Origin of the sequence: Flavobacterium piscinae (assembly GCF_004122145.1) — a bacterium.
GTDB classification, from domain to species: domain Bacteria; phylum Bacteroidota; class Bacteroidia; order Flavobacteriales; family Flavobacteriaceae; genus Flavobacterium; species Flavobacterium piscinae.
Genome location: NZ_SBKQ01000004.1, coordinates 164,497 through 179,471 on the forward strand (window position 1 = coordinate 164,497; position 14,975 = coordinate 179,471).

At 32.9% G+C, this 14,975-nt stretch carries 15 protein-coding genes; 7 read left to right on the forward strand and 8 right to left on the reverse strand.

Annotation, left to right across the window (positions count from 1 at the left end; all coding sequences use genetic code 11):
* Positions 1–11 precede the first annotated feature (11 nt).
* Both EQG68_RS05090 and EQG68_RS05095 read left to right on the forward strand, forming a co-directional pair.
* A complete protein-coding gene (locus EQG68_RS05090; RefSeq protein ID WP_129463702.1) occupies positions 12–1,064 on the forward strand; it encodes a ferredoxin--NADP reductase in 1,053 nt (350 codons plus the stop codon).
* A gap of 64 nt (positions 1,065–1,128) precedes the next feature.
* Positions 1,129–1,437, forward strand: coding sequence for a hypothetical protein (locus EQG68_RS05095; RefSeq protein WP_129463703.1), 309 nt, complete (start codon positions 1,129–1,131; stop codon positions 1,435–1,437).
* 58 nt (positions 1,438–1,495) lie between these two features.
* Here EQG68_RS05095 and EQG68_RS05100 read toward each other — a convergent pair whose 3' ends face one another.
* Both EQG68_RS05100 and EQG68_RS05105 read right to left on the reverse strand, forming a co-directional pair.
* A complete protein-coding gene (locus tag EQG68_RS05100) occupies positions 1,496–2,536 on the reverse strand; it encodes a glycosyltransferase family 9 protein (RefSeq protein ID WP_129463704.1) in 1,041 nt (346 codons plus the stop codon).
* Positions 2,537–2,546: 10 nt separating this feature from the next.
* Positions 2,547–3,152 carry a DUF4254 domain-containing protein gene (locus EQG68_RS05105; RefSeq protein ID WP_129463705.1) on the reverse strand — a complete coding sequence of 202 codons (606 nt, stop codon included), beginning with the start codon at positions 3,150–3,152 and terminating at the stop codon, positions 2,547–2,549.
* Positions 3,153–3,221: 69 nt separating this feature from the next.
* Between EQG68_RS05105 and upp the strand changes: the two genes are divergently transcribed.
* Entirely contained in the window at positions 3,222–3,875 is a 654-nt protein-coding gene (gene upp / locus EQG68_RS05110; RefSeq protein WP_129463706.1) for a uracil phosphoribosyltransferase, read from the forward strand.
* Here upp and EQG68_RS05115 read toward each other — a convergent pair.
* Complete coding sequence (locus tag EQG68_RS05115; protein WP_129463707.1) at positions 3,870–4,811, reverse strand: hypothetical protein; 942 nt, start codon at positions 4,809–4,811, stop codon at positions 3,870–3,872. The genes upp and EQG68_RS05115 overlap by 6 nt on opposite strands.
* Before the next feature lie 46 nt (positions 4,812–4,857).
* On the opposite strand from EQG68_RS05115, the gene EQG68_RS05120 reads away from it, so the two are divergent.
* Positions 4,858–5,088 (forward strand): DUF6341 family protein, encoded by a 231-nt coding sequence (locus EQG68_RS05120; protein ID WP_129463708.1) that lies wholly within the window; start codon positions 4,858–4,860, stop codon positions 5,086–5,088.
* Positions 5,089–5,157: 69 nt separating this feature from the next.
* Here EQG68_RS05120 and purD read toward each other — a convergent pair whose 3' ends face one another.
* Positions 5,158–6,429, reverse strand: coding sequence for a phosphoribosylamine--glycine ligase (purD, locus tag EQG68_RS05125; protein ID WP_129463709.1), 1,272 nt, complete (start codon positions 6,427–6,429; stop codon positions 5,158–5,160).
* A gap of 155 nt (positions 6,430–6,584) precedes the next feature.
* Here purD and EQG68_RS05130 point away from each other — a divergent pair, with 155 nt between their 5' ends.
* Genes EQG68_RS05130 through EQG68_RS05140 form a run of 3 tightly spaced genes read left to right on the forward strand, consistent with a single transcriptional unit; the run spans position 6,585 to position 10,194 of the window.
* Positions 6,585–7,928 carry an AMP-binding protein gene (locus EQG68_RS05130; protein ID WP_129463710.1) on the forward strand — a complete coding sequence of 448 codons (1,344 nt, stop codon included), beginning with the start codon at positions 6,585–6,587 and terminating at the stop codon, positions 7,926–7,928.
* Complete coding sequence (gene wecB / locus EQG68_RS05135) at positions 7,925–9,010, forward strand: non-hydrolyzing UDP-N-acetylglucosamine 2-epimerase (protein WP_129463711.1); 1,086 nt, start codon at positions 7,925–7,927, stop codon at positions 9,008–9,010. The genes EQG68_RS05130 and wecB overlap by 4 nt, the downstream gene beginning before the upstream one ends.
* Positions 9,010–10,194: a glycosyltransferase family 4 protein gene (locus EQG68_RS05140; RefSeq protein ID WP_129463712.1), complete on the forward strand. Its 1,185-nt coding sequence runs from the start codon at positions 9,010–9,012 to the stop codon at positions 10,192–10,194. The genes wecB and EQG68_RS05140 overlap by 1 nt, the downstream gene beginning before the upstream one ends.
* Here EQG68_RS05140 and EQG68_RS05145 read toward each other — a convergent pair.
* The 4 genes from EQG68_RS05145 to EQG68_RS05160 are packed head-to-tail and all read right to left on the reverse strand — an operon-like array spanning position 10,191 to position 14,929.
* Positions 10,191–11,558 carry an undecaprenyl-phosphate glucose phosphotransferase gene (locus EQG68_RS05145; RefSeq protein WP_129463713.1) on the reverse strand — a complete coding sequence of 456 codons (1,368 nt, stop codon included), beginning with the start codon at positions 11,556–11,558 and terminating at the stop codon, positions 10,191–10,193. The two genes, EQG68_RS05140 and EQG68_RS05145, sit on opposite strands and share 4 nt — an antisense overlap.
* A 3-nt stretch (positions 11,559–11,561) precedes the next feature.
* Positions 11,562–12,545: a UDP-glucuronic acid decarboxylase family protein gene (locus EQG68_RS05150; RefSeq protein ID WP_129463714.1), complete on the reverse strand. Its 984-nt coding sequence runs from the start codon at positions 12,543–12,545 to the stop codon at positions 11,562–11,564.
* A 1-nt stretch (position 12,546) separates the two neighbouring features.
* Positions 12,547–13,881 (reverse strand): O-antigen ligase family protein, encoded by a 1,335-nt coding sequence (locus EQG68_RS05155; RefSeq protein WP_129463715.1) that lies wholly within the window; start codon positions 13,879–13,881, stop codon positions 12,547–12,549.
* A complete protein-coding gene (locus EQG68_RS05160) occupies positions 13,823–14,929 on the reverse strand; it encodes a DUF1972 domain-containing protein (protein WP_129463716.1) in 1,107 nt (368 codons plus the stop codon). The genes EQG68_RS05155 and EQG68_RS05160 overlap by 59 nt, the downstream gene beginning before the upstream one ends.
* Between the last annotated feature and the right edge of the window lie 46 nt (positions 14,930–14,975).

The following is a 14,975-nucleotide window of genomic DNA, read 5'->3' on the forward strand; positions in this document are numbered from 1 at the left end:
AAAACAAATACATGTCTATTTTCTATAAACTAGCAATAAAAGAAATTACTCGCGAAACTCCCCAAGCCGTTTCAGTTTTATTTAATGTTCCTGATGAAATCAAAGCAACCTATCGTTTTACAGCCGGACAATACATCAATCTCAAACTTACGTTAGACGGAAATGAAATTCGTAGAGCTTATTCTATTTGCTCTACACCCGAAAGCGGCGAATTGCGAATTGCAATTAAAGCAATAAAAAACGGTTATTTTTCAAAATTTGCCAATGAGCAATTAACTGCCGGAAAAGTTTTGGAAGTAGGAACTCCCGAAGGGAAATTTACATTTGAACCCGATGCAACACGGTTAAAAAATTATGCCGCTTTTGTGGCTGGTAGCGGAATCACGCCGGTAATGTCCATTTTGCAAACCGTTTTAGAAAAAGAACCTAATAGCACATTTGTATTGGTTTATGGAAATAAATCAACAGACGATACCATTTTTTACAACCAATTACACGATTTGCAATTGAAATATGTAGGACGTTTTTTTGTGCATTACGTTTTTAGTCAGCAAAAAGCCGATGATCAATTGTTTGGAAGAATTGAAAAATCAACCGTGAATTTTGTGTTGAATAATAAACATAAAGAAAAAGAGTTTGACAAATTCTATTTATGCGGACCGGAAGAAATGATTAACACGGTTAGTTCGGTTTTGAAAGAAAACAATGTCAAAGAAAAAGATATAAAATTCGAATTGTTCTCTACCTCAACGTCTGAAAAGGAAACGCAAAAATCATTAGATGGACATACAAAAATCACGGTTTTAGTAGATGGTGATGAAACTTCATTTGAAATGTCACAAAAGCAAACCTTATTGGAAGCCGCTTTAAAACAAGGTTTAGACGCTCCTTATTCTTGCCAAGGCGGCATTTGTAGCAGTTGTATTGCCCGAATTTCCAAAGGTACGGCTGAGATGAAAAAAAATACGATTTTAACGGATGGTGAAATAGCTGAAGGGTTAATTTTAACCTGCCAAGCTCATCCTACTTCGAGTGAGATTTTTGTGGATTATGATGATGTTTAATTCAGTTATCGGTTGTTGGTTGTCTGTTGTCGGTTCCAATGATTGTGGGTAAAATTTATATCCTGTGAAAAACAAACTGGACATATTTAAAAAAGCTCAAGATCTTTTAGAAGAGCCGGAGGTACAAGAGCTTTTAGCCTATTGTGACCGTTTGGAAGATGAATTAGTGGATTTCAAATTTGAAAAAACCAACAATAAAGAATTGATTTTACTTGATATGATTCGCGAGGTCATCAAAGGATGCAATGCCATGGAAAAAGAACAAATGGAACACGAACGGTTTGGCTATGATGCTCCTAATTATGCCGAAGCGGTTTCTAATTTAAAATCGTTTATTTTGGGAATGTGCAAAGACCATAAAATTTACTTGTAATTTGTCACTGAATACTGCGATTGTGACTGTTACTGCGACTGAATACTGCGACTGAAAACTAAACCCCCAGCATAGACTGTACCCTGAACACTACTTTTTCCGGTTCAATCGTTCGCATAGCCTCTCCATAACCTTCTACTTTCTTGTTACCATAAATAGAAGTTGGCAAAAGCGGAAATTTCTCCCTGTCTGAAACTAAACAATTTTCCAGCGGTTGATTAAACGGTGAAAATCCGGCAAACGGGTGTGTGGCTCCCCAAAGTGTGATGACTTTTACACCCAACATAGCAGCAATATGAGCATTTCCGGAATCCATGGAAAGCATCACATCTAAGTTGGAAATTAAATCCAATTCATGTTTAAATTTTATTTTTCCGGCAATTACAACCACATTTGAGTGATTGTTTTGCAATTGATTCAATTTTTCAATTTCTTCGTTTCCACCACCAAAAAGAAAAATTTTAATTGTGGTGTTTTGAGTCAATTCATCAATCACTTTTTGCATCAAATCGAGCGGATAAACTTTACCTTTATATTGAGCAAAAGGTGCAATCCCAACCCAATATTGGTTTTTATTGCCGGTTATTTTTAGAATATCGTCTAATAAAATTGCTTTAGCTGGAAATTGTGGATTTGTTAAATCAATTGAAAATCCGAGTTTTTTGAACGTTTCCACATGGCGTTCAACCATCCGTTTTACGGGTTTAAATACTTTGTTGGTCAAACTCGTTAATGCTTTTTTATCCGCTCTTCCTTTGTCTGTAAATGCCACTTTTTTTCCGCTTAAAGCAAATAGATTTCGGATAACTTTTGATCGAATAACATTATGCAAATCCGCCACTACATCAATTCCCAATTTTTTTAAATCGGAAAACAATCGAAGTAAACCTAAAAATCCTTTGTGTCGTTTTTTTAAATCAACCGCAAAGAAATTCACATTCGGAATTCCATCGAAAAATGGTTTAAAAAATGGTCGGGAAACGACAGTTATTTTTACTTCTGTATACTGTAAAACTAAGGCTCTCAGCACAGGAACTGCCATTGCTACATCTCCCATGGCTGAAAGCCTTATGACCAATATATGTTTTGGTTTAGACATCAGTCGACATCTATTTTTTATTCTGATACAACACCGGATTCAATTCCTCATCATTGTACATTTTCATTTGTTTGTACACTTTCATGAATTTGTCACCACTTTCGATGTCTTTCAACAATTGATCAATGGAAGAAAACATATCACTTTTTTGTTCTAACAACACGTTTAATTTTTCCTGACATTTGGCTCTGTGTTCCGCTGAAGCTTCTGCTCTGTTGGCTTCTTCGCTCATGTGATAAATTTTTAAAGCCAAAATAGAAAGACGATCGATAGCCCAAGCCGGACTTTCTGTGTTGATTTTAGCATCCGCTTTAACCTGAATATCTTTGTATTTTTGAAGAAAATAACTGTCAATATATTCCACCATATCGGTACGAACTTGGTTCGAGGCATCAATTTTACGTTTTAAATCTAATGCGGCTACCGGGTCAATTTGCGGATCGCGAATGATGTCTTCATAATGCCATTGAACAGTATCCACCCAATTTTTTGCATATAATAAATGTTCAATTTTATCTTTGGGATAAGGGTTGTTAACCGGTTGATATACATTATCATGGACGTGATAATCGGCTATACTTTGTTCAAAAACAGAAAAGGCAAATTGTGAAAACATAGGATTAAATTTTAAAATACAAATATACTTTTTATACCTTTATCAAACTAATTCAAAACCAAAACGTTTATGCATCTTCATTACATTTCGGAACAAAACAGTATTCTCAATCATTTTTTGGCACAAATTAGAGATATTTCCGTGCAAAAAGACAGCATGCGATTCCGAAAAAACATTGAACGTATTGGTGAAATTATGGCGTATGAATTGAGTAAAACGCTTCCCTATATTCCAATTGAAGTGCAAACCCCACTAGGCATCAAAAAAACTACTGCTTTGGAAGACCACGTGGTTTTATGTTCCATTTTAAGAGCCGGTTTAGCCTTACACACCGGATTTATGAATATTTTTGACAATGCCGAAAACGGATTTGTATCGGCTTATCGTCATCATCCCAACAATGATGATTATTTTGATATTTTGGTGGAATATCAAGCGGCTCCTTCTTTTGAAAATAAAACATTAATTCTAATCGATCCGATGTTGGCCACCGGACAATCGATTGTAGCGGTTTTGAACAAATTGCATTTAGAACAAAAACCCAAAGAGATTCATATTGCTGTAGTGATTGCGGCTCCGGAAGGAATTGATTATCTACAAAAAAATCTTCCCACCAATTGTCATTTGTGGGTCGCCGCTTTGGATGAGAAATTAAACGAAAAAAACTACATCGTTCCCGGTTTGGGCGATGCCGGCGATTTGGCTTATGGCGTCAAATTATAATTGAAAAATAAAAAGTAAAATTCCGGTTGCTAAAACGGCTCCTGTCACAATTTCTTTTAAAACAGAATCTTTGTTTATTTCAATAAAGCCGGTAGCTAAAATAGAAGCAGGCATAAGTCCAAAAAGAAGCAAAGTATTGTTTTTATCCGGAGATATTAAGTAAATCAGTATGCTTATTAAAAAAATAAAAATCACTTTTTTATACGACGCCAACATAATTATAGGCCGTTTTGACAATGTGAATACCATTGAAAATAAAAAAACGATTGAAAAAAGTGCATACAAAACTAAGGCTGCATTGCCGGCTGATTTTTCTAGATAATAAAATTCAAAATCAGTACCGGTTTGATTCCAAACTACATTTAACCACTCTTTATCAATCAATAGCGAAAAGAATATAAAAAGTATTCCCACCGTAAAAAAAGCAATAAAAGGCAAAACCCAATTTCGATAATCACCGGAAACATGAAAAATAATGGAGACAAAAACGATTACAATAAAAAGAATACTCCAAAAATGAAACAAAGCCGCGATGAAAATCCACAACGAAGCATCAAATATTTTTTCTTTTGGTGTAAGAAGTGATTTCATCGAAATTAGCCTTCGCATAGCCAACAAAATAAAAAAAGAAGAAAGCACTATTTTAAAATCATCAAAAGCTGACGGAATAAACATTAAAAAAGAAACAAAGAAAAGAGCCGAAAAGCTATTGTCTTTACTCAGTCCGTTTCGTTTAATGATAAAATTTGTAACAAAAAGAGAGGCGACCAATAGTAATAATATTACACTCTTTTGGATTCCTTTCAACCAAGAAAATGAAGTGTTTGAAGTCACATCAACCGTTTGGGTTTGATAGATAAAAAAGCACAAAACCAATAAACCGGAAACTAAAATATAATTAAATGGTCTTGATTTACTAAAAACACTTGCAATCATACGGATATTTTATACTTTTGTGGTTGTAAATATAATACTTTATACCATGAAAGCATTTTTCGAGGGAATTCAATCATTATTTGTAGATTTTCTTTTTCTTCCATACGATTTTTTCAGAGAAATGGAATTATCTAACTGGTGGGGAGCCAATACCATTAACTGGTTGTTTATGATAATTTGTTCAGCAGCCATTGTCTATTGGATAAAACAATTGAAATTACATAAAGCCAACAACGAAGAAAATCAAGATACAACGGCACATTCCTTTTTGAAATAAGATAGTCGAGTTTAGAATTTAGAAATTAGAAATTAGAAATTCTGAATTCTAAACTCTAAATTCTTCTTTTTAAAGGTCAAAACCAATATCTTTTCTAAAATACATCTTATCAAAATGTAGCTTTTCTATATTTTGGTAAGATTTTTTTATAGCCTCTTTAAAATCATTTCCATAGGAAGTTACTGCCAGAACACGACCACCGTTTGAAACCACATTTCCATTTTCTAATTTAGTTCCGGCATGAAAAACGATGGAATCTTGTACGTTTTCAATTCCGGTAATTGTCTTTCCTTTTTCAAACTCTTCGGGATAGCCACCTGAAACAACCATAATGGTCGTGGCACTTCTGGAATCGATTTCTAATGAAACTTGGTCTAACTTTTCATCCGCAACAGCTAAAAACAACTCTACTAAATCTGATTTTATTCTCGGCATCACCACTTCGGTTTCCGGATCACCCATTCGAACATTGTACTCAATAACCATCGGTTCTCCTTTAACGTTGATTAAACCAATGAAAACAAAACCTTTGTATTCAATTCCGTCTTTTTGAAGGCCTTCGATGGTTGGTTTTACGATTCGATTTTCAATTTTTTCCATCAAAGCAGCATCGGCAAACGGAACGGGAGATACAGCTCCCATTCCACCTGTATTCAAACCGGTATCGCCTTCGCCAATTCGTTTGTAATCTTTGGCAGTGGGAAGAATTTTATAGTTTTTCCCATCGGTTAAAACGAAACAACTTAGTTCGATTCCGTCTAAAAATTCTTCGATAACGACTTTTGAACTGGCATTTCCAAATTTTTGAAGCACAAGCATGTTTCGTAATTCGCTTTTGGCTTCATCTAAATCTTTAAGGATTACCACACCTTTTCCGGCGGCTAAACCATCTGCTTTTAAAACATAAGGCGGCGATAACGTTTCTAAAAATTGATATCCTTTTTCAACTGTATCGGCTGTAAAACTATCATAAGCAGCGGTTGGAATTTTGTGTTTAATTAGAAATTCTTTGGCATATTCTTTACTTCCTTCCAATTTTGCTCCTTCTTTTGATGGGCCAATCACAGGAATTGATTTTAGCTCATCATCATTTTTAAAGAAATCGAAAATTCCGGCTACTAATGGATCTTCCGGGCCGACAACAACCATTTCAATTTTTTCTTTAAATACAAAAGATTTAATGGATTCAAAATCGGTTGGTTGGATTGAAATATTCGTTGCAATGGAAGCTGTTCCGGCATTTCCGGGAGCTACAAAAAGTTTGGAGCATTTTGAACTTTGAAGCATTTTCCAGGCCAACGCATGTTCGCGTCCGCCGGAACCAAGGAGTAAAATTGTCATGTTGTGTTGTTGTTTAAGCTGAATAAATTCAGTTTTAGTTGTGCAAAAATAACTCGTTTTGAACAGAAGTTAAAACGAAGAGGTAAAAAAAGTAAGTTCTTTTGGTTTTCGGTTAATGGTTTTGTTATTTTTGAATTCTTAATTGAAATAAGAAAATGATATTTAGAAATTTATTTATTAAAACTGTTGTTAGCTTAGGGGATAAAATCTTAGGAGCAAATTATCTTTCCTCTTTGCACATGTGGAATAAATATGATACGTTTTCTGAATCAAAATTAGAGGAAATTCAAGACGAAAATTTAAAAAAAATTCTCCATCATACGTCTACCAATGTTCCCTATTATCAAAATTACTTTTTAAATAAAGATGTTTCTAAGATAACTTTACAAGATTTTCCGATACTTACTAAAGAAATACTTCGGGAACAAAAAGAAAATCTAGTGTCTAACAAACACAATGTTAATAATTTACAAAAGAATTACAGTAGTGGAAGTAGTGGTGTTCAGTCTTATGCCTACACTGATAAAAAATATAAATTTTACATACAAGGAATACATAGTCATTGGTACATGTGGTCCGGATACAAAATAGGAGATCCCATATTGCAATTTGGAATGTCGCCAAATAGAGTTTTTCCAAAAAATTTAAAAGATATATTTTACAACGTTCATTATTTAAACAGCTTTTCATTAAACGAGAGTAAACTACTTGAAGCGGCAGCTATTTTACAAAAAAATAAGATTGAATATATTATTGGATATCCCTCAGCAATTAATGAGTTTGCAAGAGTATTAATTGAGAAAAAACTAAACTATAAAATAAAAGGAGTAATTTCTTTGGGAGATAAATTGTTTCCGCATTTCAGGAAAAATTTTAATACCGCTTTTAAAAACCCAACAATTATTGACACTTATGGATGTGCAGAAGGAATATTAATGGCTTGTACATGTGATTTGGATTACTTTTATATTATGTCGCCAAATGTAGTTATAGAAATTGTGGATGATTACGGTAAACAAGTAAAAGATGGTGAAATGGGTAATGTTTTAGTTACTTCTTTAACTTCCTATGCCATGCCATTAATTCGATATAAACTTGGAGATTTAGCTATTAAACTTCCAAAAGAAAAATATCCAAAAGATAGAAAATTCAATTATCCAATTTTAGAAAAAATAATTGGTCGAGAAACAGATGTTGTGGTTACTCCAAATGATAGAACTTTAATTGTACATAGTTTTACAGGTATTGTAGAGTTTTATCCTGAAATAAAACAATTTAAAATTATTCAGGAAACCATAAATAAAATAATTTTCGAATACATTGTTGATGAATTTTTCCCATTTAGGGAAGATGTTCTGCATGAAATAAAAACAAAAATTGATTTTCTGGCAGATAACTCTTTAATTATAGAATTTTTAAAAGTTGATGAAATTAAACCAACGCCATCTGGTAAACCTCAAATAATTGAATCTAAAATCAAATCAACTTCTTCAAAATGAATATAACTATAGTTGCAGGAGCGAGACCCAATTTCATTAAAATTGCACCTATTATTAGGGCAATTGAAAAGAATAAATCGGAAGGAAAGAATGTATCCTATCGTTTAGTTCATACGGGTCAACACTATGATAAAAATTTAAGTGATACTTTTTTTGAAGAACTAAATATTCCAAAACCCGATATTAATTTAGAGGTAAAAAGCGGATCACAAGCCGTTCAAACTGCGGCAATAATGGTTGCTTTTGAGCAGGAATTAATTCAAAACCCGTGTGACTTGGTTTTGGTGGTTGGCGATGTAAATTCAACCATGGCTTGTGCGATTGTAGCCAAAAAAATGAATATAAAAGTTTGTCATGTGGAGGCTGGAATTCGTTCAGGAGACATGACAATGCCTGAAGAAATTAATAGAATTGTGACAGACAGTATAACCGATTATTTTTTCACAACATCTGATACCGCCTCAAATAATTTAAAAATGTATGGAGCCAATCCGGAAAACATTCATTTTGTTGGCAATGTGATGATTGACACGTTGTATCAAAATCTTGATCGAATTTCTGCTCCTAATTTTTGGGATGATTATCAATTAGAACAAAATAATTATGTGGTTCTTACGCTTCATCGCCCTTCCAATGTTGATGAAGTAACATCTTTGATTGACTTATTGCAAGGAATTGATGAAATGGTTAAAGACAAAAAAATAATTTTTCCAATTCATCCGAGAACGAAAGCAATTTTGGGCGATTATGAATTGAATTTAAAAAACATAGTATTTGTAGAACCTCAAGGATATTTGCATTTTATGTTTTTGATTAAAAATAGTTTTGCGGTGATAACGGATAGTGGCGGTATTTCTGAAGAAACTACTGTGTTAAAAATTCCGTGTTTTACGATGCGAAACAACACAGAAAGACCCGAAACGCAATCCATTGGCACCAATACTTTGGTGGGAACTTCAATTGAAAACCTACGAAAAGTGTATCGTAACTTTATTCAAACGGGTAAAAAAGAATCCGGTATTCCTGAATTATGGGATGGAAAAGCTTCTGAACGTATTGTTGAAATTCTTTTGAAAAAGTAATGGAAGAAATCCTGATTATATCCAATTATTATCCACCTGAAAAAGGAGCAGCGGCCAATCGAATTGAGCAATTAGCATTAAAATTAAAGCAAAATAAGTACAACGTTTCCGTTGTTTGTCCGTTAGCAAATTATCCGAAAGGTGAGCTTTTCCCTGAATACAAAGGTAAATTTTCGGTAACTGAAGTGCTTCAGGAAATTACGGTTAAACGATTGTGGATTTATCCGAGTAACAGTAAAAATTTTATAGTCCGCGTTTTTTCTATTTTATCTTTTTCTTTAAGTCTTTTTTTCTTTTTAATGTTCAAAAAAACACCAAAAAAAATAATTGTTCAATCGCCTCCTTTATTGCTTTCCTTTATTTCTGTTTTTACGCTTTCTTTTAAATCTAAAAAAATAATCCTCAATGTTTCTGATTTATGGCCATTAGCGGCAATCGAATTGGGAGTGATAAAAATAAATTCTATATCACACAAGTTTTTGTGCTTTTTAGAACGTTTTATCTACAAAAAAGCTACTTTAATTTTAGGTCAATCCGACGAAATTATTGCTCATGTAAGAAGTATTTATCCTGCTAAAAATTGCTATTTATACCGTAATTTTCCCGACCATAAAACAGCGGAGTTTGGTTTAACGACAACACTTGATGAGCCAATCAAAATTTTTTATGCCGGCCTTTTGGGAGTCGCTCAGGGTGTTTTTGAACTGTGTAAGCAAATTAATTTAGAAAGTCTACCTGTTGAGCTCCACCTTTTTGGTGATGGAGCAGAAAAAAAACAACTTGAAGATTATCTTCAAAACCACTCCAAGAAAAAAATCTTTTTTCATGGTATGATGGAAAGAAAACAATTACTCAATGAACTTAAAACGTTTGACATTGCATTAGTTCCATTAAAAACTAGAATTTACGGATCAGTTCCTTCTAAAATTTTTGAGTATGGCTCGTTGGGTTTTCCGGTATTATATTTTGGCGGCGGCGAAGGAGAAGATATTGTAAGAGAAAATAAATTAGGTTGGATTGCACCCGTTGGTGATTATGTTTCTTTGAATAACGAAATTAAAGTAATTGCTGAACTTAGAAAGGAAGATTTAAAAAGCATAAAAAATGACGTGTTCCAAAAAGCGGAAAAATCATTTAATTTAGATAATCAGATTGCCGAATTATTATCAAAAAATGTGTTTTAGTAGGCTTTCTCTTCTCCTTTGAAAATATTTAAGACCGTTTGAATAATAATTTTTATGTCTAACACAAAAGACCAATTTTCAATATAAAAAACATCAAATTTGATTCGATTAATCATGTCTTCATCGGTCTCAATTTCTCCTCTAAAACCTTTCACTTGAGCCAGGCCGGTAATTCCCGGCTTAACATAGTGACGAACCATATACTTTTTAACTTTATTACCATAGGCTTTATTTTGTGACCAAAGGTGTGGTCTTGGACCAACAACGGACATATCACCCATTAAAACGTTAAAAAATTGGGGCATCTCATCTAAACTGGTTTTTCTGAGAAAGCGGCCAATTTTTGTTACCCTTGGATCATTTTTAGAAGCCTCTTTTTCTGTTGTTTGATTAATTTGCATTGATCTGAACTTATAACAGAAAAATTCTTCTTCATCTAAACCGGGTCTTCCTTGTTTAAAAAACACCGGCCCTTTTGACTCAAGTTTAATCAAAATGGCGAGTATTGGCATTAACCATGATAATAGAAAAGTAATTACAAAAAGAGAAAACAAAACATCAAATATTCTTTTAAAAGTTTTGGTTGTTGGTTCATGTAACAACGTTCGTTGTAATGAAAGAACCGGAAACATTTCGTAATAATCTATTTTAAGATTTTTAGAAAAAATTTGTTTTGTGTCGGGAATAAATTTAATTGTTTTGTTATTTTCGTCAGAAAACTCAACTAAATCTTTTAATTGTTCATTAGTTATTTCGTTTAAGGAACAATAAATTTCATCTATTTTATTTTCAATAACATAATTTTTTATGTCTGCCACTTTTCCTTTAATTTGATCATTGACTTTTTTATCTGAAAAATATCCAAAGAAACGATAACCATAGTCATTTCGTTTTTCAAAAAGCTCTTTCAAATTTTTAGCTTCTTGCGTGTAACCAATAATAATAGCGTTACGAAAATTGCTTCCGGTTATTATTCGATACTTTTTTAGATAATAGAAAAGTAAATATTTGACTAAAACAACAAGAATAAAGCTAATTGTCATAAAAATCGCTATCGCTTTTCCGCTAAAAATAGATTCTTTAGCAAAAGGAAAAAAAGCAATAACTACTAAACAAAAAACAACAAACTGTTTAAGAATTTTGGAGAGGATTTCTACAGGGGTTGTAAATCGATATACTTCATAAAAGCCAACGAAAAAAGCTATCAAAGACCAAGTAATTAGCAGATATGGTTCAAAAATAAAAAAATTCACACGATGTTCATCAAACAAAAGGAGTGATAAAAATACAATAACCAATAAGTCTAATAAAACGCTTATTGGCCTAATGTATTTAGAATATCTTCCTTTTTGAGCTGCTACCATTTTTTAATGAATAAATCCCGCAAAGTCTTTGTGCTCTTCTTTTAATAATTCTTCTGTAGAAAGTGTTTTAAAATAATCATACGTAATTTTCATGCCTTCTGATCGAGAAACTTTTGGTTCCCATCCAAGTATTTCCCTTGCTTTAGAAATATCCGGTTGTCTTTGTAGCGGATCGTTTATAGGTAATGGATAATACACCACCTTTTGCTTAGTTCCTGTAAGTTTAATGATTTCTTCTGCAAAATCTTTAATAGTGATTTCATCCGGGTTTCCAATGTTTACCGGTAAATTATAATCAGAAAGAAGTAGTCTGTATATTCCTTCAACTTGATCGTCCACATAACAGAATGATCGGGTTTGCATTCCATCACCAAAAATGGTTAAATCTTCACCACGTAATGCCTGACCAATAAATGCTGGAATAACACGGCCGTCGTTTAATCGCATTCGTGGGCCATAAGTGTTGAAAATACGAACAATTCTAGTTTCTAATCCATGAAAAGTGTGGTAGGCCATCGTAATCGATTCTTGAAAACGCTTAGCTTCATCGTAAACACCGCGAGGACCAATGGTGTTTACATTTCCGTAATATTCTTCTGTTTGAGGATGAATTAGAGGATCTCCATATACTTCTGATGTGGAGGCAATCAAAATTCTTGCTCTTTTAACCCGAGCCAAACCAAGCAAGTTGTGTGTTCCTAACGAACCAACTTTTAGCGTTTGAATAGGTATTTTTAAATAATCAATTGGGCTGGCCGGTGAGGCAAAATGAAGAATGTAATCTAATTTTCCCGGTACAAATACAAATTTGGTTACATCGTGATGATAAAACTCGAAGTTTTTATCCTTAAATAGATGTTGAATGTTTTTTAAGTCTCCGGTAATTAAATTATCCATGCCGATAACATAATAGCCTTCTGCAATAAATCGGTCACAAAGGTGCGAGCCTAAAAATCCGGCTGCTCCTGTTATAAGTATTCTTTTCATATTACATTTTTTTTAGGGGCGAATACTGTTTTGCATTAAAAAGACAGTAAAGTAAACTAAAAAACATCACGCCTCTTTGTCTCCACAAAAAAGATTCTGTCAAAAATAAACTTATCATTAGAACTGCAAAAGCAATTTGGATAAAATCTTTGTTTTTTATTGCATTCTTTAAATTAAAAGTAAGTAATAGTACTAAAATGAAAAAACCAAAAAAGCCTAATTCAGCAAAATTTTGAATGTATTGATTGTGGAAGTTTTTATTTTGGTAACCTTCTTTGTCACCATTACCTCTGTATACATCATATTTTATAGCTTTTTGATCAAGTTTTTTATAAGAAGCATTTAGGCCATAACCTGTCCAAAAAACGTTTTCTTCTTTAAAAAGTTCTAAAAAAATTCGAGCTTGATACACCCGAAAAGCCGTCCCGGGGAAAAAGTCGTTGGGTGAAAATTTTTCGTTTGTCCATGCTTCTTTGATACTTAATACATTCACTCCTTCTAAACTTTTATCAAGATCCAGTACTGTGTGACTGATGCTCTTTTCAGTATTGGATTGAAATTCTGCCATAAATCTGTCTTTGATTTTTCCAACAAACAGAAAAGAACTAACCACTAAACCAACAACAATTAAATTCCGCAAACGCATTTTATGTCCGCTTTTTGAAAAAAAGAAAAACTCAATTAATACTAAGAGTATAAAAACAATAATGATGTTTTTGGAAGATAAAAGAAATAGAAAGATAAAAAGTAATAAAGTAAGACCTACTTCTAGTTTAGATTTGATTTCTTTAGTGAAAAAGTAGAAAAAAGCAATTGATACATATACTGAAACATGAATTGCGTTTACTTCTTTTGTAACCAATTCATGATAAAAAAACACATTTGAATCAGCATTCAACAGGAACCTGACGACCGCTTTTACCAAGTAAAAAACAACATAAACCACCATCGCATAGCTGTAGTATTTTACAATCTTTTGCCGCTGTTCCTTTGAAAACGGTTTCATTATCATAAAACAGAGCGGAATGAGTATTAACCCAATCTCTTTGGGTATGGCTTTGAGAGTTGCTTTTGTATCAATACTCCAGAAATAGGAAACAACCATCAATAAAAAAAGGACAATAAGCAGAAAAAGAGTGGATTGAAAATTAAACTTGACCTCTTTAATCTTTAAGAATACTGACAGCAGAAAGAAACCTAATAGAACATTATTAACTCCGTATGGCATTGGAATGGTACAGAGTAGCAACAAAAAAGGAATAAATGAAAAATGTTGTTTATTTTCCTTTTTTAGATCTTGCCATACATTGCTCAAAAAGGTTAAGGTATTCTCCATTTATTTTATCCCAATTAAATTCATTTACAATGGCTTCGTAGTTGTTTTGAATGATTTGCAAGTTATCATTTTTTTTGATAGTGAGCAGTAAATTTTTCACCTCTTCTGCATTAGCAAAATAATAACCGTTTTGTTTAATTATTCCTTTATTAAAATCATTGTTGTGGGCTAAAATTAATGCTTTGGAGGCCATGGCTTCCAATAATGAAGGATTCGTTCCACCCACAGAATGACCATGAAAATATAGTTTTGAAAAATAACGAAGGTTATTGAGGTGTTCTAAATTGTAAATAGCACCCATAAATCGAATAGATGCATGATTTTGGTATCTGTTCTTTAAATATTTTCCATATTTGGTATTGTGGTTTCCTATGACCAAAATCGGTGTTGAATCATTACTTTTTACTACACCATCTAACACCATTTGAAGATTATTTTCGGGTTCAAAGCGAGCCATAATCATGTTGAAGTTTTCTTTTTCAACATGATATTCTTTTAAAACGGCTTCATTTGGATTGGTAAACGGATGAGCTCCATAAGCAATGTATGTAGACTCTTTTTTATATCTTTTTTTTAAAAAAGATTGTATTCCCATAGAGTCAGAAACTAAATAATCGCTACTCATCGCGGCTAAGCGTTCTGCAAATCGCAAAAATTGCTGCACTAGACGATTATACTTGGAGCGTTTCCATTCGATGCCGTCCATATTGGTTATGATGATTGGTTTTTTGGGAAGTAGAAAAAACCAAATGGAATTACTGGTGTAACCTAATTGTAAGATAATATCAAAATCTCTTTTTCGGGAATCGATAATGCAGTTATAATCATAAATAAACTGACCGAAGGTTCCATATTTATATTCCGGATCGTGTTGATGAATTATATTTACACCATGAAAGGTATTTTCTTGAAACTGGTGATTATGAGAATTATAGCAGTATACTTCGTGTCCTTTTTGAACCAAATACACTGAAAAAAATTCAGCAAATTGTTCAAAACCTCCATAATAGTTGGGGATGCCTCGTGTACCTAAAATGGCTATTTTCATTCTACTTGCTAGGTTGTTCTAATGGCAAAAATAGGATTTTAGAACA